Source organism: Nocardia canadensis, from assembly GCF_032656385.1.
In the GTDB taxonomy this organism is placed as follows: domain Bacteria; phylum Actinomycetota; class Actinomycetes; order Mycobacteriales; family Mycobacteriaceae; genus Nocardia; species Nocardia canadensis.
In genome coordinates this window covers 1,717,177-1,736,368 of record NZ_JAVCWB010000008.1, presented here as the reverse complement: position 1 = coordinate 1,736,368, position 19,192 = coordinate 1,717,177, and the positions used below count along the sequence as shown (strand labels likewise).

At 72.2% G+C, this 19,192-nt stretch carries 16 protein-coding genes; 8 read left to right on the top strand and 8 right to left on the bottom strand.

Annotated elements, in window-relative coordinates:
- Positions 1 to 18: 18 nt before the first annotated feature.
- A complete protein-coding gene (locus tag Q7X29_RS21900) occupies positions 19 to 423 on the bottom strand; it encodes a DUF4440 domain-containing protein (protein ID WP_218719776.1) in 405 nt (134 codons plus the stop codon).
- Positions 424 to 567: 144 nt separating this feature from the next.
- Here Q7X29_RS21900 and Q7X29_RS21895 point away from each other — a divergent pair, with 144 nt between their 5' ends.
- Together Q7X29_RS21895 and Q7X29_RS21890 are read left to right on the top strand one after the other, a co-directional pair.
- Positions 568 to 1,788, top strand: coding sequence for a DUF418 domain-containing protein (locus Q7X29_RS21895; protein ID WP_316575230.1), 1,221 nt, complete (start codon positions 568 to 570; stop codon positions 1,786 to 1,788).
- A gap of 66 nt (positions 1,789 to 1,854) precedes the next feature.
- Positions 1,855 to 2,199, top strand: coding sequence for a hypothetical protein (locus Q7X29_RS21890; protein ID WP_316575229.1), 345 nt, complete (start codon positions 1,855 to 1,857; stop codon positions 2,197 to 2,199).
- Positions 2,200 to 2,223: 24 nt separating this feature from the next.
- Here the strand turns inward: Q7X29_RS21890 and Q7X29_RS21885 are convergent, their stop codons facing one another.
- From Q7X29_RS21885 to Q7X29_RS21875, 3 genes are all read right to left on the bottom strand, one after another.
- Entirely contained in the window at positions 2,224 to 2,901 is a 678-nt protein-coding gene (locus Q7X29_RS21885; RefSeq protein ID WP_316575228.1) for a class I SAM-dependent methyltransferase, read from the bottom strand.
- Between the two features lie 73 nt (positions 2,902 to 2,974).
- Positions 2,975 to 3,955, bottom strand: a complete 981-nt coding sequence (locus Q7X29_RS21880; protein WP_316575227.1) for a zinc-binding dehydrogenase — start codon at positions 3,953 to 3,955, stop codon at positions 2,975 to 2,977.
- Between the two features lie 34 nt (positions 3,956 to 3,989).
- On the bottom strand, positions 3,990 to 4,679 hold the full coding sequence (locus Q7X29_RS21875; RefSeq protein ID WP_316575226.1) for a TetR/AcrR family transcriptional regulator: 690 nt from the start codon (positions 4,677 to 4,679) through the stop codon (positions 3,990 to 3,992).
- A 91-nt stretch (positions 4,680 to 4,770) separates the two neighbouring features.
- Here Q7X29_RS21875 and Q7X29_RS21870 point away from each other — a divergent pair, with 91 nt between their 5' ends.
- From Q7X29_RS21870 to Q7X29_RS21855, 4 genes are all read left to right on the top strand, one after another.
- The gene (locus Q7X29_RS21870) at positions 4,771 to 6,240 is read left to right on the top strand and encodes an MFS transporter (protein ID WP_316575225.1); all 1,470 of its coding nucleotides are present in this window, start codon (positions 4,771 to 4,773) and stop codon (positions 6,238 to 6,240) included.
- A gap of 83 nt (positions 6,241 to 6,323) precedes the next feature.
- Positions 6,324 to 6,974, top strand: a complete 651-nt coding sequence (locus Q7X29_RS21865) for an urease accessory protein UreF (RefSeq protein ID WP_218719770.1) — start codon at positions 6,324 to 6,326, stop codon at positions 6,972 to 6,974.
- 37 nt (positions 6,975 to 7,011) lie between these two features.
- Positions 7,012 to 7,719, top strand: coding sequence for an urease accessory protein UreG (gene ureG, locus Q7X29_RS21860; protein ID WP_316575224.1), 708 nt, complete (start codon positions 7,012 to 7,014; stop codon positions 7,717 to 7,719).
- Complete coding sequence (locus Q7X29_RS21855; RefSeq protein WP_316575223.1) at positions 7,709 to 8,398, top strand: urease accessory protein UreD; 690 nt, start codon at positions 7,709 to 7,711, stop codon at positions 8,396 to 8,398. The genes ureG and Q7X29_RS21855 overlap by 11 nt, the downstream gene beginning before the upstream one ends.
- Positions 8,399 to 8,453: 55 nt before the next feature.
- Here the strand turns inward: Q7X29_RS21855 and Q7X29_RS21850 are convergent, their stop codons facing one another.
- From Q7X29_RS21850 to Q7X29_RS21835, 4 genes are all read right to left on the bottom strand, one after another.
- The gene (locus Q7X29_RS21850) at positions 8,454 to 9,263 is read right to left on the bottom strand and encodes a hypothetical protein (RefSeq protein WP_255588146.1); all 810 of its coding nucleotides are present in this window, start codon (positions 9,261 to 9,263) and stop codon (positions 8,454 to 8,456) included.
- Positions 9,264 to 9,414: 151 nt separating this feature from the next.
- The gene (locus Q7X29_RS21845) at positions 9,415 to 10,836 is read right to left on the bottom strand and encodes an NAD(P)/FAD-dependent oxidoreductase (RefSeq protein WP_218719767.1); all 1,422 of its coding nucleotides are present in this window, start codon (positions 10,834 to 10,836) and stop codon (positions 9,415 to 9,417) included.
- A gap of 204 nt (positions 10,837 to 11,040) precedes the next feature.
- A complete protein-coding gene (locus Q7X29_RS21840) occupies positions 11,041 to 11,937 on the bottom strand; it encodes a serine hydrolase (protein ID WP_218719766.1) in 897 nt (298 codons plus the stop codon).
- A gap of 83 nt (positions 11,938 to 12,020) precedes the next feature.
- A complete protein-coding gene (locus Q7X29_RS21835; protein WP_308248566.1) occupies positions 12,021 to 12,287 on the bottom strand; it encodes a hypothetical protein in 267 nt (88 codons plus the stop codon).
- Positions 12,288 to 12,415: 128 nt separating this feature from the next.
- Here Q7X29_RS21835 and recC point away from each other — a divergent pair, with 128 nt between their 5' ends.
- Together recC and Q7X29_RS21825 are read left to right on the top strand one after the other, a co-directional pair.
- Positions 12,416 to 15,769, top strand: coding sequence for an exodeoxyribonuclease V subunit gamma (gene recC, locus Q7X29_RS21830; RefSeq protein ID WP_316575222.1), 3,354 nt, complete (start codon positions 12,416 to 12,418; stop codon positions 15,767 to 15,769).
- Positions 15,770 to 15,777: 8 nt separating this feature from the next.
- Positions 15,778 to 19,131, top strand: a complete 3,354-nt coding sequence (locus Q7X29_RS21825; protein ID WP_316575403.1) for a UvrD-helicase domain-containing protein — start codon at positions 15,778 to 15,780, stop codon at positions 19,129 to 19,131.
- Positions 19,132 to 19,192 lie beyond the last annotated feature (61 nt).

The following is a 19,192-nucleotide window of genomic DNA, read 5'->3' as shown; positions in this document are numbered from 1 at the left end:
GCGGGCGCGGCGGCCCGGTCAGGCCAGGGGCGTCTCGTGGACGGTGCGCCAGCGCGGCTGCCCGGCGCGGTCGTCGGGGACAAGGACCGCGGTGACGCGGCGGGCGGTCGCGGCGTCGCCGGACAGGTGGCGTTCGAGGAAGCGGATCACCACGGTGTCGTCGTCGAGGAGGCATTCGAGCTCGGTGATCTCGATCGCCAGGCCGGGCTGTGCGTTGCGGGCACCGCGCAGCCCGGTGAGCAGCTCGTCGCGGGCCAGGACCGCGCCGGTGGTGGTCACCATGGTGAAGTCCGGGTGCTGGGCGGCGGCGAAGCGGTCGAACACCTCGACCGGCGCGGCGGTGCCCAGCCATCGGGCGAGGTCGGCGTGCAGGGATTCGACGGCCGCCGACAGCTCGGGGCGGACCGGAAGGGAATGCGACACTCCCGCAGTCTAGGTGGGCGCCGTGGCAGGCCCGGCGGGGGAAGTCAATACGCCGCAGGGTGGATGGGGTACGGCGGCGGTAGCGGCTGAAAATAGCCCGCACGGTGGACGAAGTGGACCCGCCACCGCGCCTACGCTCACCTTATGGCTGAGGCACTCGGAACGCGTTCGCCCACAGTATCTTCCGGTCGACGGATCGCCGAGGTCGACATCCTGCGCGGGTTCGCCCTGTTCGGCATCCTGATCACCAACCTGATCGTGGCGACGACACTGTGGTCGGCGACCGGAACCCGCGACGCACCGGTGCCCCGGTTCGACGGCACGGCCGACCACCTGGTGCGCGCCACCGTCGACGCCCTGTTCACCGGCCGGTTCTACCTGTTGTTCGCGTTCCTGTTCGGGTATTCGTTCACCCTGCAGATCGCGGCGGCCGAACGCGCCGGAGTCGCGCCAGCGCGGCGGTTGCTGCGGCGCTGCGCCGCGCTGATGGCGATCGGGCTCGTTCACGTGTATCTGCTGTGGATCGGCGACATCCTCACCCTGTACGCGTTCTTGTGCCTGCACCTGATCCTGCTGCGCAAGCTGCGGCCGCGCACCGCCGTCGTCACCGGGGTGGTGCTCTACACGGTGTGGTCGGTGTGGAGTTTCCTGCCCGGCGAGACGAGCATCCTCGGCCTCGGCGAGTTCTTCGACCTGCCGAAGCTGGCCGCCGACTACACCGGCGGCTTCGCCGACACCTTCGCGGCGCAGACCGCGCTCGCTCCGATCTTCCTGCTGCTGATCTGGTTCGCCCAGGGCATTCCGAGTTTCGCCATGTTCCTGCTCGGCATGGCGGCGGGCAAGCGGAACCTGTTCGAGGACCCCGACACCGTGCGCCGCTGGTCAGCCCGCGCGCTGGTGGTCGGTTTCGGCCTCGGCCTGCCCATCTCGGCACTCACCTTCGCCGACGTCATGGGCTGGTGGAACGCGCCCGCGCTGATCCACGGGCTGCAATACCTCGTCGGCCCCGTGATGACCTTCGCCTACGTCGCCGTGGTGGTGCGGCTCGCCCGGTCGGCCCGCACGAGCCGCTTCGCCGCCCGGCTCGCACCGGCGGGCCGGATGGCGGCGTCGAACTACATCGGCCAATCGATCGTGCTCATGGTGGTCTACACCGGCTACGGCTTCGCCCTGGCCGACGACATCCCGCCCCTGGGCGTCGTGGGCATCGGCCTGCTCACCTTCGCCGCCCAGCTGGCCCTGAGCTCGTGGTGGCTGCGCGGCCACCCGTACGGGCCGATCGAATGGGTGCTGCGTGCCGCGACCTACCTGACCGTCCCGGCGTGGCGCCGGCCGACCGAATCGGTTGCGGTACAAGCCCGATAGCCGGCGGCGTCGTCGCGACCGCCGAGACTGCGACCGGGCTGCGGTCGATGCTGCTTCACTGGGGCCATGACGACCGCTATGCCGAGCTCCCGCGCTCGCACGATTCTCGCGTTCACCACGCTCGGTCTCGGATGCGGGCTGGCCGCGATGGGCCTGTTCGAATGGTGGGTGAGCGACATCGACGTCTTCGTGGTCTACGGCGGCAGCTATGAGCCGTGGTCCGGGACAGCGGGAAGTGTCGATGTGGAGCCGAGGGGGAGCCTCGATGACCCGACGGTGCGATTGCGCATCGGTCTGGTCGCCGTACCCGCCATGCTCGGACTGCTGGCCGGACTTGTGCTGACCTGGGCCGGCTGGCGAGGAGTCCGAACCACGGCGGCAGGCTCTGGCGATGCGCCGGCGTCCCGCTGACTCGGGGCGGCGTAGCGGTGTCGGTCAGGCAGAGGTGTCCGTGGCCGCGGGGCGGTGGAATTCGGCACGCCAGCGGTGGCGGCCCGGGGTGTCGGGGCGGGGGAGACGTTCGATGCGGATCGGGATGAGGTCGGGGGTGGCGATCGCGTTCATGTCGGCGGGGGTGAGGGGCCAGGGTGGGCCCGGGGCCGGGGTGGTGGCGATGTCGGCGATGACCAGGAGGGTGGCGTCGGGGGCCAGGAAACCGCGGATGGCGGCGATCGCGGCCGCGCGGACGGACGAGGGCAGGGACTGGATGGTGATGGACTCCACGACCAGGTCGAAGGCGGCGAGCCAGGCGGCGGGTGGGTGCAGCAGGTCGGCGACCTTGTAGGTGACCGGGGACTGCGGGAAGCGGGTGCGGGCGCCGCGGATGGCGGTGGGCGAGATGTCGAAGGCGGTGGTCCGGATACCTTGCGCGGCAACGAACTCGGCGTCGACGCCGTACCCGCAGCCGATGACCAGAGCGCGGCGGCCCAGGGGCGTCGGGGTGGTGGTGAACCAGTCGACCAGCAGCGGATTGGGTTCGTCGCGGTCCCACGGAACGACCGAGGTCCCCGCCGCGGCCTCGGCGTAGAGCGGTTCGAACCAGCCGGTCGGATCGTCGGCCGCCAGCGCCTGGGCGGCGAGTCGACGGTCGGCGGACGGCTGCGCGTCGGTCATGGTTCCAGTCTCCACCACCGCGCGCGAGACCGCCGCACGACATTCGGCGAGCCGCGGGAAAGGATTCGGCGAATCAGGGAATCAGCACGACTTTTCCTGTGGTCGACCGGTTTTCGAGGGATTCGTGCGCCCGCGCTGCCTCCGCGAGCGGGAACTCGGTGAGGGCGGGCCGGAACAGGCCGTCGGCGGCGGCGGTCAGTGCCCGCCGCGACAGCGGCAGCAGGTCGCCGCCGGCGCGCTCCAGCATCGCCGGACCGAGCACCGATCGGGAGGTGATGCCCCGCGTGGCCAGTGCGTCCGGATCGACGGCGGTCGGCGCGCCGCTGGACCAGCCGAAGACCAGGTGCCTGCCGCCGGAGCCGAGCAGTTCGACCGCGGCGGCGCCGACCGCGCCGCCGACACCGTCGAACACGTCGGTCGCGGTGCGCCCGCCCAGCTGAGCGCGGACCGTGCCCTGCCAGTCCTCGGCGGTGTAGTCGACCGCGACAGCGGCGCCGTTCGCCGCGACCCGGCGCACCTTGTCCGGGCTGCCCGCCAGTCCGACCACGGTCGCGCCCGCCGCGACGGCGTACTGCACGAGCAGGGTGCCGATCCCACCGGCCGCGGCGGGCACCACCGCGACACTGTCGGCGTCGAGCTCGGTGAACAGCAGGATGCCCAGGGTCGTGCGCCCGGTCCCGAGCATCGCCACCGCCGTGCTCGGGGACACGCCGTCGGGGATGGTCAGCAGCCGGTCGGCGTCGGCCGTCGCGAACTCCGCGTACCCGCCGGGGGCGGCGCCCAGATGCGCGACCACCCGGGTGCCCAGCAGCCGCGCGTCGACACCCGCACCGACCCGGTCGACGGTGCCGGCGACCTCACGGCCCGGCACCGTCGGCAGTGACGGGACCGGGAAGGGGCCGGGCTCGCCCCGGCGCAGGGCGGTGTCGACCAGGTGGACGCCGCAGGCCGCCACCGCGATGCGCACCTGGCCGGGCGCCGGCTCGGGATCGGGAACGGACTCGTAGCGGAGGTTGGTGGCCGGACCGAATTCGTGCAGTCGGATTGCGTGCATGCCACCCACTGTTCAACCTGAATGGCGCTCGAGGTCAAGCCCGCCCGTCCACGGCGGCACGGCGTTCGGCGCGGGCCGCGAAACCGTCGCAGAGGGCGTCCAAGCCGAGGAACAGCAGGTCCTCGGAGGTCAGCTCGCTCACCCCGGCGCCGTTGAGCTCCGCCAGCGCGGGCGGCACGGGCGACGACGGCGTGCCGTCGAGGAGATCGCGCAGGCCGTTCGCGTCGTCGGTGGCGGTGCGCTTCTCGGTCAGCAGGGCACCGCCGACCACCGGCAGGCTGGCGCCGGAGATGTAGTTCCAGACCGTGAAGGCCATCGTGGTGGCCTCGCGGGCCGAGACGTCGAGCGCGCGCAGGCCCTCGACCAGCCAGGCGAGGCTGGTCAGGCCCTGTGGGCCGAAGCTGTAGCGGGGGACGGCGAAGGTCAGCAGCACCCAGGGATGCTGCTGGTAGAGCTGCCAATCGATCTCGCCGGCGATGCGGACCCGGTCACGCCAGGTCCAGCCCTGGCCGGTCGGATCCGGGTAGGGATGGCGGGCCGCGATCTCGTCGGTCATGGCCGCGATCAGTTCGTCCTTGTTGGCCACGTGGCGATACAGCGACATGGTGCCGACGTCGAGCCGGTCGGCGATGCGGCGCATCGACACCGCGTCGAGTCCGTCGGCGTCGGCGAGGGTGATCGCGGCGTCGACGATCGCGGTGCGTGTGAGCTTCGCGTCAGTCATCCCATGACTCGCTTTCCGTTTTGCCTTTTGCTGCGTACACTGTACCCGTTCCCCGCGTACGGTGTACGCAAACCCCTGGAAGGATGTCGGAATGACGAAGCTGGACCCGGCGGTGCCCACCGCAGTCGCCGGTGGACGCCGCGCATGGCTCGGGTTGGGCGTGCTGCTGCTGCCGGTGCTGCTGGTGTCGATGGACATCTCGGTGCTGTTCCTCGCCATGCCGACCCTCACCGCGGACCTGGATCCCAGTGCCTCCCAGCAACTCTGGATCCTCGACATCTACGGGTTCATGCTGGCCGGCCTGCTCATCACGATGGGCAACCTCGGCGACCGGATCGGCAGGCGCAACATCCTGCTCGTCGGCGCCACCATCTTCGGCCTCGCCTCGGTGCTCGCCGCGTTCGCGCCCAGCGCCCCGGTCCTGATCGCCGCGCGCGTGCTGATGGGCATCGGCGGCGCGACCCTGCTGCCGTCGAGCCTCGCGCTGATCTCCAGCCTGTTCCCCGACGCCCGGCAACGGGCGACCGCGATCGGCGTCTGGACCGCGTTCTTCGCCGGCGGCTCGGCCGTCGGCCCGATCATCGGCGGCCTGCTGCTGCACCACTTCTGGTGGGGCTCGGTGTTCCTGATCAACATCCCGGTGCTGGCGATCCTGCTGGTGTTCGGGCCGATCCTGCTGCCCGAGCACCGCTCGACCGCGCTCGGCCCGCTCGATCTGCCCAGCGTCGTGCTCTCGATCGGCGGCATCCTGCCGGTGGTCTACGGGATCAAGCACCTCGCGGCCGAGGGCTTCGACCTCGCCTCGCTGGGGATCGCGGCGATCGGCGTGCTGGTGCTGGCGGCGTTCGTGCACCGGCAGCGTCAGCTGAGCGAGCCGCTGCTGGACCTGAGCCTGTTCACCCGACCGCTGTTCCGGGTCGCGATCGGCGCGAGCCTGGTCGGCATGATGTCGCTGGCCGCGATGAGCTACCTGACCAGCATCTACCTGCAGTCGGTGAGCGGGCGTGACCCGCTGCAGGCGGCGCTGCTCGGTATCCCGATGGCGATCGCGGTGTTCGTGTTCTCGATGAGCGGAGCGCGGGTCGGGCGCGCGCTCGGCGTGCGGGCCACCTTCACCCTCGCGCTGGTGATGTCGGCCCTGGGCAATCTGATGCTGCTCGGCGTCGGTGTCGACGGTGGGCTGCCGTGGTACATCCTCGGATCGGTGATCGCCGGTATCGGCTACGGCATCTCGTTCACGCTGGTCTCGGACGTGGCGGTCTCGGCCGTGCCCGCCGAGCGGGCCGGGTCGGCGGTCGGCATCTCCGAGACCAGCTTCGAACTCGGCAACGCGCTCGGGCTGGCGCTGCTCGGCTCGGTGGCGGCGCTGGTCTTCCGGTCGGGCGGTGACTTCGGCGAGACCCTCGGGGAGACCGTCGCCGAGGCGAACGGCGACACCGGCCTGATCGACGCGGCGCGCGAGTCCTTCGTCAGCGGCATGCATGTCGCGACCGCGGGCGGCGCGCTGCTGCTGATCGCGATGGCGGCGCTGGCCTGGCGATCGGCACGCAGCGCCCGCTGACCCACGACCGAGCGGCGGGGTGACCGGCGCCACTGTGCGCCCTCACCGGGCGGATGTCCAGATCCGTTGCATAGGATCGGCGGATGCGAAACGAGGGTGCGGCGGGCCTGGCGACATTGCTCGCTCTGGCCGATTCGCGCCTGCCCATCGGCGGGCACGTGCACTCCGGCGGTGTCGAGGAAGCGGTGGCGGCGGGGCTGGTGCGTGACACCGCCGGTGTCGAGCTGTATCTGCGCCGGCGGATCGCCACCTCGGGCCTGGTCGCCGCCTCGCTCGCGGCCGCCGTGTGCGGGGCGACGCTCACCCCGGAACGCGCCGAGCTCGAAGCCGATGCCAGGACGCCCTCGCCCGCCGCGCGGGCGGCCTCGCGCGCGCAGGGCCGTGGCCTGCTGCGGCTGGCCAAACAGCTGTGGCCGGAACAGCAATGGGCCCGCGCCGGGGCACGGCCGCATCTGTCGACGGTGTTCGGGATGGTCGGCGCCGCCTGCGGCGCCAGCCCCGACCAGCTCGCGGGCGTCGTCGTCTACACCACGCTCACCGGCGCGGCCACCGCCGCGCAACGGCTGCTCGCCCTCGATCCCGCCGCCATCGCCGCGGGCACGATGCGGCTGGCCCCGCTGTGCGACCGGATCGCCGCCGAGGCGGTCACCGGCCTGGCCGCGCTGTCGGACCCCCTGCAGGACGCGCTGGCCGAACGTCACCTGGATCGCGACATGCCGCTGTTCGCTTCGTAGCCGCCCCACATCCCCGTCCCCTCGAGAAGGAGTTCCCATGCCGCCCCATCTGATCGACGGTGAACCGCACGATCACAGCCACGACCGTCCCAAGCGGCACCGCACGCCGGGCGAGGCGCTGCGGATCGGCATCGGCGGCCCGGTCGGCTCCGGCAAGACCGCGCTGGTCGCGGCGCTGTGCAGGCAGCTGCGTGACGAGCTGTCCCTCGCCGTGCTGACCAACGACATCTACACCACCGAGGACGCCGACTTCCTGCGCCGTCACGCGGTCCTGCCCGACGAGCGGATCACCGCCGTGCAGACCGGCGGCTGCCCGCACACCGCCATCCGTGACGACATCACCGCCAACCTCGACGCCATCGACGACCTGGTCGCGGCCAACCCGCCGCTGGACCTGATCCTGGTCGAGTCCGGCGGCGACAACCTCACCGCGACATTCTCCTCGGGCCTGATCGACGTGCAGATCTTCGTCGTCGACGTGGCCGGTGGCGACAAGGTGCCGCGCAAGGGCGGCCCCGGTGTCACCTTCTCGGATCTGCTGGTGGTCAACAAGACCGACCTGGCGCCCCTGGTCGGCGCCGATCTGGGGGTCATGGAACGCGACGCGGCCAAGGTACGCGAGGGGCGTCCCACCGCGCTGGTATCGCTGACCGACGATCCCGCCGCCACCCCGGTGCTGGCGTGGGTGCGCGAGCAGCTGCGGGTGGCCGCCGCACAGGACGCGGCGACCGGCGTTGCGCACTGAGCTGAGCATCGTCGCCGCCCCGGGCAGGCTGCCGCGCATCGACGCGGTCGGCGGGCTGGCCGGGCGGTCCACCGGCGCCGACACCGTGCACCTGATCGGGACCGCGGCGACCCCGCTCGGTGGGGACGAGCTCGATATCCGCATCGTCGTGCTGCCGGGCGCGCGCTTGATCGTCCGGTCGGTGGCGGCGACGATCGCGCTGCCGAGTGCGCGGACACCGATGTCGGTGGGGCACTGGCACTTCGAGGTCGGCGCGGGCGCGGAACTGGATTTCGCTCCGGAACCGACGATCGTCGCCGGTGGCGCACAGCACCACACGGTGACGACCGTGCGGCTGGCCGCCGACGCGCGGCTGCGGCTTCGCGAGCGAGTGCAGCTCGGGCGCAGCGGTGAGGACGCCGGCCGGTGGCGTGGTGACCTGATCGCCGATCTCGACGATCTGCCGCTGCTGCGCCACCGCCTCGCCCTCGGTGCGGACACGGTCACCGACGACCGGCTCAGCGCCGCCCGTGCCCTCGACAGCGAACTGCGCTATCCGGACGATCGACCCGCCTGGTCCGGTGGTCTGGACGCGGTGCGGTTGCCGCTGGCCGCGGGCGGATCACTGGCGACCCGGACCGGCGCCCGCCTGCGCGCCGGCTCGCCGGACGAGGCGGCGCACGCGGTCACGGTCGGCTAGAACCACAGTGGGAGCCGGGGCGAACCCCGGCTCCCACTGCGGTACCAAGCGACGATCAGGCGCTGACCAGCGCCGCGTCGTCGGCGATCGACTCCGGCGCGGCCGCGCGCGGCGGCGCGAGGAACCCGCTCGCCGCGCCCACCGCCGCGCCGACACCGGCGCCGACCACCGTGAACGGCACCGACACCGCCATGTAGGCGGCCATCCCGCCGAGGATCGGGCCCGCGACCAGGCCGATCGGGACGAACGGGATACCGGCGACCAGACCGGCCACCGCGCCGCCCGTGCTCGCCACCATGGCGAACGGGGTGGCCACCATCGACCCGACCGCCGCGCCGCGGGCGGCCGAGCCCAGGGTCTCCGAGGCGATCCGGTCCGAGCGGCTGCGCTCGAGCCCGACCGAGTCGAGGAACGTCGCGAGATTGGCCTCGGTGTTGGCCGCGGCGTCGTTGATCTGGATCGACGTGTCGACCGGGACGAAGTCCGGCACCGGGACCAGCTGGTCACCGAAGCGGAACTGTCCCGGTGGCGGCAGGATCGGCGGCACCGGCGCGACCGCGGTCGGCGTGTGCAGCGTGCCCACCGGGGACAGGTAATCCGTCTCCGGGCCGGATCGCGACCACGCCAGCGAACTGCGCGTGTTCTCCGGCATCTGCTGGCCCACATAGGGGGTGGCGTTGGGTGCCACCGCGTCGAACTCCGGCCCGGCCGGATGCTCGGTCTGGGTCACCGCCGCCTGCGCGGGATCGGCATTCGCGGTGCCCGTGCCGATCAGGGCCATGACCAGGGGTACCGCTCCTGCCGCGACGACCGAACCCACCTTCTGTCGCTGCGGGCTCGGCGCCCTGTGTTTCCCCGTCGCCATAGATCACCTTTCATCCGGGGGATTGGTCACACATATGACGTCCGGCATTCGGACCGGGACCGGACCCGGATGGGTCCGAAACGACGGCAACCCGGAATACGGCGAAGGCCGGGTGGTTCGGGGAACCACCCGGCCTCGCGGTACACGGCGCCTAGCCGACTTCGCGCTGTTGACGCGCCTTGCTGTTGTTACCGGGCGGGGCACCCAGTGCCGCCGCCAGCTCGTCGGCGTCGGCCTGATCGGACTGGACCTCCTCGATCGCCAGCCGGGCGAAGACCCACTGCTCGGTGGCGGCCATCTGACCGCGATTGCGGCCGAGGAAGGAGACGAACCAGCCGATCACGGTGACGATCCGGCTGCGATATCCGACCAGGTAGTACAGGTGCAGCGCCAGCCAGGCCAGCCAGGCCAGGAAGCCGCTGAACTCGATCTTGCCGATCTGGCAGACGGCGTCGAACCGCGAGATCGTCGCCATCGAGCCCTTGTTGAAGTACTTGAACGGCGCGCGCTGCTCGGGGGTCTGGCCCTTGAGACCGGCCTTGATGGCCTTGGCCGCGTAGGTGGAACCCTGGATCGCGCCCTGCGCCTGACCCGGCACGCCGGGCACCGACATGAGGTCGCCGACCACGAAGATGTTCGGGTGACCCTTGACCGTGAGGTCCGGTTCCACGATGACGCGCCCGGCCCGGTCGACCTCGGTGCCCTCGGAGCGCTCGGCGATCATCTTGCCCAGCGGGCTGGCCTGCACACCGGCCGACCACACCTTGCAGGCGGATTCGATCCGGCGGGTGCCGCCGTCGGCGTCCTTGACGACGACGCCGTGCGCGTCGACATCGGTCACCATGGCGTTGAGCTGGATCTCCACGCCCATCTTCTCGAGCCGCTTGGCGGCCTTGGCGCCCAGCTTGGGGCCCATCGGGCCGAGCACCGCGCCCGCGCCCTCGAGCAGGATGACGCGCGCGTCACGAGGGTCGATGGTGCGGAAGGTGCCGTCGAGTGTGCGGTCGGCCAGCTCGGCGATCTGACCGGCCAGCTCCACGCCGGTCGGACCGGCGCCGACGACGATGAAGGTGAGCAGCCGGTCGCGCTCCTCCTGCGTGGTCGCGAGTTCGGCCTGCTCGAAGGCGCCGAGGATGCGGGCGCGCAGTTCGAGGGCGTCGTCGATCGTCTTCATGCCGGGCGCGAAGGTGGCGAAGTGGTCGTTGCCGAAGTACGACTGCTGCGCGCCGGTGGCGACGATGAGGCTGTCGAACGGGGTGACGGTGTCGCGGTTGAGTAGTCGCGAGGTGACGGTGTTGTTGACCAGGTCGATGTCGTGGACATCGCCGAGCAACACCTGCGCGTTCTTCTGCTTGCGCAGCACCAGCCGGGTGGCGGGCGCGATCTCGCCGGTCGAGAGGATGCCGGTGGCCACCTGGTACAGCAGCGGCTGGAACAGGTGCGTGGAGGTCTTGGAGATCAGGGTGATGTCGACATCTGCCTTGCGCAGGTGCCTGGTGCCGAACAAGCCGCCGAACCCGGAACCGATCACCACCACACGGTGTCGCTGGTTCCCGACAGACTGAGTGCTCATCGTCCTGCTCCTCGACAGACTGGGGTGGGCCCCGCAACGGTGGTGACAGGGTTAACCGTAGTCGGCTCCGGAGGCAGCGTCGCCACGAGATCCCGGTTCCGATCCTGCTGTGGTGCGTTCTCTCACCGGGAACCGCGGACCGCGGTGAGCGACACCGTGGCACGCGGACCGGTCGACAAGATCGAGAATACGGGACGGGAAAGGTCAGCGACCGGCAAGCAGGAGCTCGGCGACCTTGGTGTCGGTCTCGGAACCCTCGGTGTATCCGCCGTCGCTGCCGAGGGCGTTCATGATGGCCAGGGTGTAGCGCTCGCCGTCACCGGCGACGCCGACCGAGTTGACCACCCAGCCGTCGGCCTCGGCCGACCAGCCGTTCTTCAGGCCGGGCCGCATCCGCGAGCCGGCGCCCCAGACACCCCAGTGCTGGTTGGAGTCGACCGAGCGCATCCGGTCCAGCAGGTAGGCGAGGTCGTCGGGGTGCATCGTGTCGAGGATGGTGTTCATCAGCCGGTCCAGGTCGGCGGCGGTGCACTTCTGGAACGACCAGTCGGGGAACATCGCGGAGGCGGTCGGCTGCGGGATCAGGCTGACCATGCCGTACGCGCGAAACGCGTTGTTGTAGGCCATCCGATCGATGCCGATGTACTTGTTCCACAGCACGTCGGCGGCGTGATCGTTGGAGGTGGCCAGCATCGACTCCATGTTGGCGCGGTCCTCGGGAGACAGTCCGATGGCGCCGACCCTGGCCCGGTTGAGCAGGTCGGCGGCGATGGCCAGCTTGATCGTCGAGGCGGTCCACACCTGGTTCTCGGCGTGCTCGTTGGCGTAGATGCCACCGGTGCGGCGATCGCGCAGCACGTACCCGGTGACGCCGGGGCGCCCGGCTAGATAGGCGTTCACCCGCGCGATCCGCGAACTCATATCGCTGTCGAAGCCGGGCTGCGACACCTGGGTGAGCGCAGGTGGCACGGCGTGGGCCGAAGGGACCAGCACGGGGACGCCCGGAGTGAGGACGGCCGCGGCGGCGAGGAGACAGGCGGTTGCTGCGACCCGGGGAACGACGCGGGTGGCGGGGGAACGGTCACGCACGAGGGACCACACTCGCACACCTGACGCCGTTGTGCACTACTTGAGGTGCGCACCCGAGTGTGTTACAGCGTCGTTGCGCCGCACCGGTTTTCCGCTCAGTGATGCGCGGCGTGCGGGGTCGCGATGGTACAGCCGTTGAGCCGGTGGCAGTGCTCGAACGCTTCGCCGTGCTGATTCAGCGGCCAGGAGTGCAGCACCTGATCCGGCCCGTAGCGCCGGGAGTTGATCAGCTCCCAGCGGTCGCCCACACGGCGGACGATGAAACCGCCACCGGGAACCAGGGGAATCACCTGCGCGATCATGAACCGGACCAGCCTTTCGCCTGCGGCCGAACTGTCCCACCCGAAGGGCAACGATCCCACGGTGGGTAACCAGGGTGGCGCAGGCACGGCCGGGACGCGTTGCGGTGTGGTCTATTTCACTCGCCCTGCGCGGTGGTCCCGGCGGGGCCGCACGATTGCGGGTCGGTCGCTGGGCGTATAAACAACGGATGCCGTTGCACCTCCATCGCGCCGAACGCGCCGACGCGCTGGCCGACGGACTGGGGCGGGTGCTCGCCGACGCGCCGGTCGATCCGTTCACCACCGAGGTGGTCGCGGTCCCGGCGAAGGGGGTGGAGCGCTGGCTGGCGCAGCGGCTCTCGGGCGTGCTCGGCGTGGCGGGTGCCGGTGACGGCGTGGCCGCCAATATCGCGTTTCCCGCGCCGACGGCGCTGGTGGCCGAGGTGCTGGCCGCCGCGAGCGGGGTCGCGCCCGCCGACGATCCGTGGGCGGGCCAGCGCTTGGTGTGGACCCTGCTGGGCGTGCTCGACGAGGTCGTCGAGCAACCGTGGGCGGCCGTGCTGGCGCGCCACCTCGGGCTGCCCGGCGCGGGGCATCGGGTGGGCAGGCGCTACGCCACCGCCGCGCACCTGGCGGTGCTGTTCGACTCCTACGCCGCGCAGCGACCGCAGCTGATCCTCGACTGGGCCCGCGGCGCCGACACCGACGGTGCGGGCGGTCCGGTCCCCGAGGACCTCGCCTGGCAGCCGCTGTTGTGGCGGGCACTGCGCGCGGCCGTCGGCTCGCCGAGCCCGGCCGAACGGCTCGCCGCGGCGTGCGCGCGGCTGCGGGCCGCACCGGACTCGGTCGACCTGCCCGCGCGCTTGTCCCTGTTCGGCCTCACCCGGCTGCCCGCCGATCAGCTCGCGGTGCTCGTCGCGCTGGCCGAGCACCGCGACGTCCACCTCTGGCTGGCCCATCCGAGCCCCGCGATGTGGACGGCGTTGTCGGCGGCCGACCCTGTCACACGGCTCCACGGGGAGGTGGACGCGCCGGTGGTGACGCGCTCGGCCGACCACACCGCCGACCTCGTCCGGCACCCGCTCCTGGCCGGCCTGGCCAGGGACGTGCGGGAACTCCAGCGGCGGCTGAACCCGGTGCTGCACAGCACCATCCACCTCCCCGGCGCGCCCGCGAACGCCACGCTGCTCGGCATCGTCCAGGCGGCGATCCGCGACGACCAGGTCCCCGGGCCGGGCGCGGCGGCCGACGGCAGCGTCGAGCTGCACGCCTGCCACGGCCCCGCCCGCCAGGTCGAGGTGCTGCGCGACCTGCTGCTGACGACCTTCGCCGCCGACCCCGACCTGCAACCGCGCGACGTGCTGATCATGTGCCCCGACGTGGAGGCCTACGCGCCGCTGGTCCGCGCGGCCTTCGGTCACCGCGGCACCGGCGCCGTCGATCTGCCCGTCGAGGGCGAGCACCCGGCCCACCAGCTGCGCGTGCGGCTCGCCGACCGTGGGCGGGCGGTCACCAACCCGATGCTCGCGGTGGTCATCGAGCTGCTCGAGCTCGCCGACGGTCGCGTCACGGTGACGCAGGTGCTGGACCTGGCGGCGAGCGAGACCGTGCGCAGGCGCTGCGGTTTCGACGACGACGACATCGAGCGGCTGCGCGAATGGGCCGCCGAGTCCGGCGCCCGCTGGGGGATCGGGCAGCGTCAGCGCGAGGCGTTCGGCCTGGCCGACTTCGCGCAGAACACTCTCAACGCCGCGGTCGACCGGATCCTGCTCGGCGTCACCGCCGACGAATCCGGCGACGACTGGCTGGACCTGGCCCTGCCGCTCGACGACGTCGACTCCAACGATGTCGATCTGGCGGGGCGCTTCGCCGAGTTCGTCGACCGGCTCGCCGTCTGCCTGCGCGATCTGCGCGGCCCGCGACCGGCCGCCGAGTGGACGGCGGTGCTGCTGCGCGCGGTCGACCTGCTCACCGATGTGCCCGACGCGCACTCCTGGATCCGGACCGAGGCGCGCCGCGAGATCGTCGCCGCCACCGAGCACGCGGGCCGGACGCCGCTGCGCCTGGCCGATGTCGCGGTGCTGCTGACCGGTCGCCTCGCGGGCGGACCCGGACGGGCGAATTTCCGCACCGGCGAACTCACGGTGTGCACGCTGGTCCCGATGCGGTCGGTGCCGCACCGGGTGGTGATCCTGCTCGGCCTCGACGACGAAGTCTTCCCGCGGCCGGGCTCCGTCGACGGCGACGACCTGCTGGCCCGCGACCCGCTCGTCGGCGAACGCGATGCCCGCAGCGAGGACCGCCAGCTGCTGCTCGACGCGATCATGGCGGCGGGCGAACGGCTGCTGATCCTGCACACCGGCGCCGACCCGGTGACCGGTGCCGCGCGCCCGCCTGCGGTGCCGGTGGCCGAGCTGCTCGACGTCCTCGCCGCCCACGTCGGTCCGGACGCGATGGCCGCGGTGCACGTCCGCCATCCCCTCCAGGCCTTCGATCGGCGCAATTTCGCCCCCGAGCGGCCGCGCAGCTTCGACACTGTCGCGCTGGCGGGCGCCCGTGCGGCCGCCCGGCCCGCGCGGCCGCGCCCGCCGTTGCTGACCGATCCGCTGCCGCCGGTCCCGCAGGGGGATGTGGCACTGGCGGAGCTGATCGCCTTCGCCGAGCATCCGGTGCGCGCGTTCCTGTGGCAGCGCCTCGGCCTGCGGGTGCCCGAGGAAGCCGAGGACATCGCCGACCAGCTGCCCATCGAACTCGACGGCCTGGCGAAATGGGATCTGGGCGAACGGATGCTGTCGGCGCGGCTCACCGGCGCCGACCCCGCCGGGCTGCGTGCCGCGGAATGGCGGCGCGGCACGTTGCCGCCCTTCGCTTTCGGCGGCGCGGTCCTCGACGAGGTGGAGGGCACCGTCGACACGCTCGTGCGCACCGCCCAGCCCGACTACGAAGCGAGTCCGCGCGCGGTCGACATCGCCGTCGACCTCGGCGGCGGCCGCACCCTGGCCGGCACCGTGCCCGAGGTCCGCGGCGAGACGCTGGTGCGCACCACCTACTCCCGGCTGGCCCCGAAACATCGCCTGGCCGCCTGGGTTTCGCTGCTGGCGCTCGCCGCGACCGAGGATCGGTCGTGGCGGGCGATCAGCACGGGGCGCGGTCAGTTCCGCAGCAGGCCGGTCGCCCGGTCGGTGATCGTGGCGCCCGAGGCGCCCGCCGCGCTGGCGGTGCTCCGCGAGCTGGTCCGGCTGCGCGACGAAGGGCTGTGCGAGCCGCTACCGGTCGCACCGGCCGCCACCGCCGCCTACGCCGAACGCCGTTTCCGGGGCGACAGCGTCGCCGACGCCTTGCTCGCCGCCGAACACGCCTTCGACGGCGGCCCCAACGGTCCCGACAAGTTCGGTGACCACACCGACCGCTATCTGCGTTATGTGTGGGGCCGGGCCCCGCGCTTCGACCGTTTCGCCGCCGCTCCCGCCCCGGCGGGCGAACCGGAGAGCACCCGGTTCGGGGCGATCGCGCGGCGCTGGTGGGCGCCGCTGCTGGCGGCGGAGAGTCAGGGGCAGCCGTGACGGGGACGATGTCGGCGCCGGCCGCCTTCGACGCGGCCGGACCACTACCGGCGGGCACCACGGTGCTCGAGGCGAGCGCGGGGACCGGCAAGACCCACGCCATCGTCGGTCTCGCGGTGCGCTACGTCGCCGAGGCGGGCATCGCTATCACCGAGCTGCTGCTGGTGACCTTCAGCCGCGCCGCCACCCAGGAACTGCGCGAGCGCACCAGGGACCGCTTCGTGACGGTCGCCGCCGCGCTCGCCGATCCGGGCGCCGCGCGGGTCCATCCGGACGAGCTGGTGCGCGCGCTGGCCGACACCGATCCGGCGACCGTGCGGCTGCGCAGGCACCGATTGCTCACCGCCCTGGCCGATTTCGACGCGGGGACCATCGCCACCACGCACTCGTTCTGTCAGCGGATGCTCGACGAACTGGGCCTGGCCGGTGAACACGATCCGGGCGCGCGACTGGTGGAATCGGTCGACGAGCTGGTCGTCACCGTCGCCGACGACCTCTACCTCGCCCGCTACGCCCGCGACCGCGCGCCGTTCACAGTGCGCGAGGCGCACACCCTCGCGCTGGCCGCCGTGCACGACCGCCATGCCGACCTGGCGCCGCGCAGCGACGGTGCGGCGGGGGAGCGGGTGGCCTTCGCGACGGCGGTGCGCGCGGAGACCGAACGCCGCAAGCGGCGGGCGGGACTGCGCGATTTCGACGATCTGCTGGTGCTGCTGCACGAGGTGCTGGCCGACCCGGACCACGGCCCACGCGCGTGCGCACGAATCCGGCAGCGGTACCGGGTCGCGCTGGTCGACGAGTTCCAGGACACCGACCCGCTGCAATGGGACATCCTGCGCCTGGCCTTCCACGAACACGCCACGCTGGTGCTGGTCGGCGACCCGAAGCAGGCCATCTACGCCTTCCGTGGCGCGGAGGTGCTCAGCTACCTGGACGCGGTCGCGCTGGCCGAGCGGCGCAGCGAACTCACCCGTAACTGGCGCAGCGACGCCGGACTGCTGCGGGCGCTCGACCACCTGTGTGGCGGGGCGGAACTGGGTCATCCGGAGATCAGCGTCTATCCGGTGACGCCGACCCGGCCGGCGACCCGGCTGCACGGCGATCCGGACGTGATCACCCCGCTGCGGCTGCGGGTGCTGCCGCGGACCGGCGCGGGCCCGCGCAACCGGTCGGGGTTCCCCTCGGTCGGCAGGCAGCGCGCCGAGGTGGCCGACGACCTGGCCGCCGACATCGTCACCCTGCTCGAGTCCGGCGCCACCATCGAGGCCAAACCCGAACGCGGCGCCGATCATTCGCTCACCGAGGTCGGCGACGGCCGGGTGCGCAGGCCGATCGGGCCCGGCGACATCGCGGTACTGGTGCGGACCCGCACCCAGATCGATGTGGTGCGGGCGGCGCTGGACCGGGTCGGGGTCGCCTCCGTGCTGGCCGGCGGCACCAGTGTGTTCGCCACCGTGGCCGCCACCGACTGGCTGTGGGTGCTGCGTGCGCTCGAGCAGCCGCATCGGGGTGACCGGGTCCGGCTGGCCGCGTGCACGCCGATCCTGGGCGTCACGGTGGCCGAGATCGATGCCGGGGGAGCCGATCTCGTCGGGCGGGTCTCGACGCAGCTGCGGGAGGCGGCGCGCCTGTTCGCCCGTGCCGGGTTCGCCGCGGTCTTCGACAAGCTCGCCACCGAGACCGATCTCGCGCCGCGCCTGCTGGCGGTGGAGAACGGCGAGCGCGAACTCACCGACCTGCGCCACTTCGCCCAGCTGCTCGACGAGGTGGCCCTGGCCGACGGGCTCGGCCTGACCGCGCTGACCCGCTGGCTGGCCGATCGGGTCCGCGATCCGGAGGCGGGCAGCGTCAGCGGCCGCAGCAGGCGCCTGGACCGCGACGCCGCCGCCGTGCAGATCGCCACCGTGCACGCCAGCAAGGGACTCGAATTCCCGCTCGTGTACGTGCCTTTCGCATGGGACAGCGCCAAGAACCCGTATCCGGCCACGCTGCTGTTCCACGACGACAGCGGCACCAGGGTGCTAGATATCGGCGGCAAGGAAGCACCCGGTTACGGTGAGCGCCAATTGCGCAGCGAGGCCGAGGAATCGGGCGAGGAGCTGCGGCTGCTCTACGTCGCGCTGACCCGTGCCATGTGCCAGGTCGTCGCCTGGTGGGCACCCGCCGTCACCACCGCGGCGGCACCGCTGCACCGGATGATCCTGGGCCGCAGGCCCGGCGCGGCGCAGGTTCCGCGCCGCGCCGACATCCCCGCGGACGCCGCTGCCGTGCAACGACTCGTGGAGTGGGCGGCGCCCGCGTCCGAGGTGATCTCGGTGACCGCGGTGGACCGGCCCGACGATGTCGAGCCGCGCCGGGTCAGGACCGAACTGCCGACCGGTGAGCTGGCTGTCGCGGCGTTCTCGCGGGTACTCGATCAGCAGTGGCGGCGCACGTCGTATTCCGCGCTCACCGCGGGCGCGCACGATCTGGCCGGGGTCAGCGAGGAAGAACCCGAGGACGGGCCCGGACCCGACGACGAGCCGGCCGACGCCCCGCTCGACGCTCCCGCCGTCGACACCGGTGCGCCGTCGCTGATGAACGCGCTGCCCTACGGCGCCGAGTTCGGCACCCTCGTGCACGGCATCCTGGAAACCGTCGACACCTCGGCCCCGGATCTGGCCGTCGAGGTCGCCGCCCGCTGTGCGGAGGCCGTCGAGCACACCATGGCCGAACTCGATGTCGACCTGCTGGCCACCGCCCTGCTCGAGGTCCTGCGCACCCCCGCCGATTTCGGCTCGCTCGCGGCGGTCGCCACCCGGGACCGGCTGTGCGAGCTGGAATTCGAACTGCCCCTCGGTGGCGGCGACACCCCGGGCGCGCGGTCGGCCGGGATGCACGCCGTCGCCGAGTTGCTGCGGACCCATCTGCCCGCCGACGACGTGCTCGCCGGTTACGCCGACTACCTGGCCGCGTTGCCCGACACCGTCCTGCGCGGCTACCTCACCGGCAGTATCGACGCCGTGCTGCGGGTGCCCGACGACGCCGGGACGCACCGCTACCTGATCGTCGACTACAAGACGAACCGGCTCGGCACGGGTGATCTCACCGTCGAGCACTACCGCCGCGAGCACATGGTGACCGAGATGATCCGCTCGCACTATCCGCTGCAGGCCTTGCTGTACGCGGTGGCGCTGCACCGCTATCTGCGCTGGCGGCTGCCCGGCTACGATCCCGCCCGGCACCTCGGTGGCGCGCGGTACCTGTTCGTGCGCGGCATGATCGGTGCGCCGACCCCGCCCGGCCACGGCGTGTTCGACTGGCATCCGCCCGCCGAACTCGTTGTCGCGCTGTCGGATCTGCTCGCGGGAGGACCACGATGACCGCGCGCGGACACGACCCGCGTAGGTCGGTCGCGGCCGACCGCCGTCGCTCCGGGGAGGT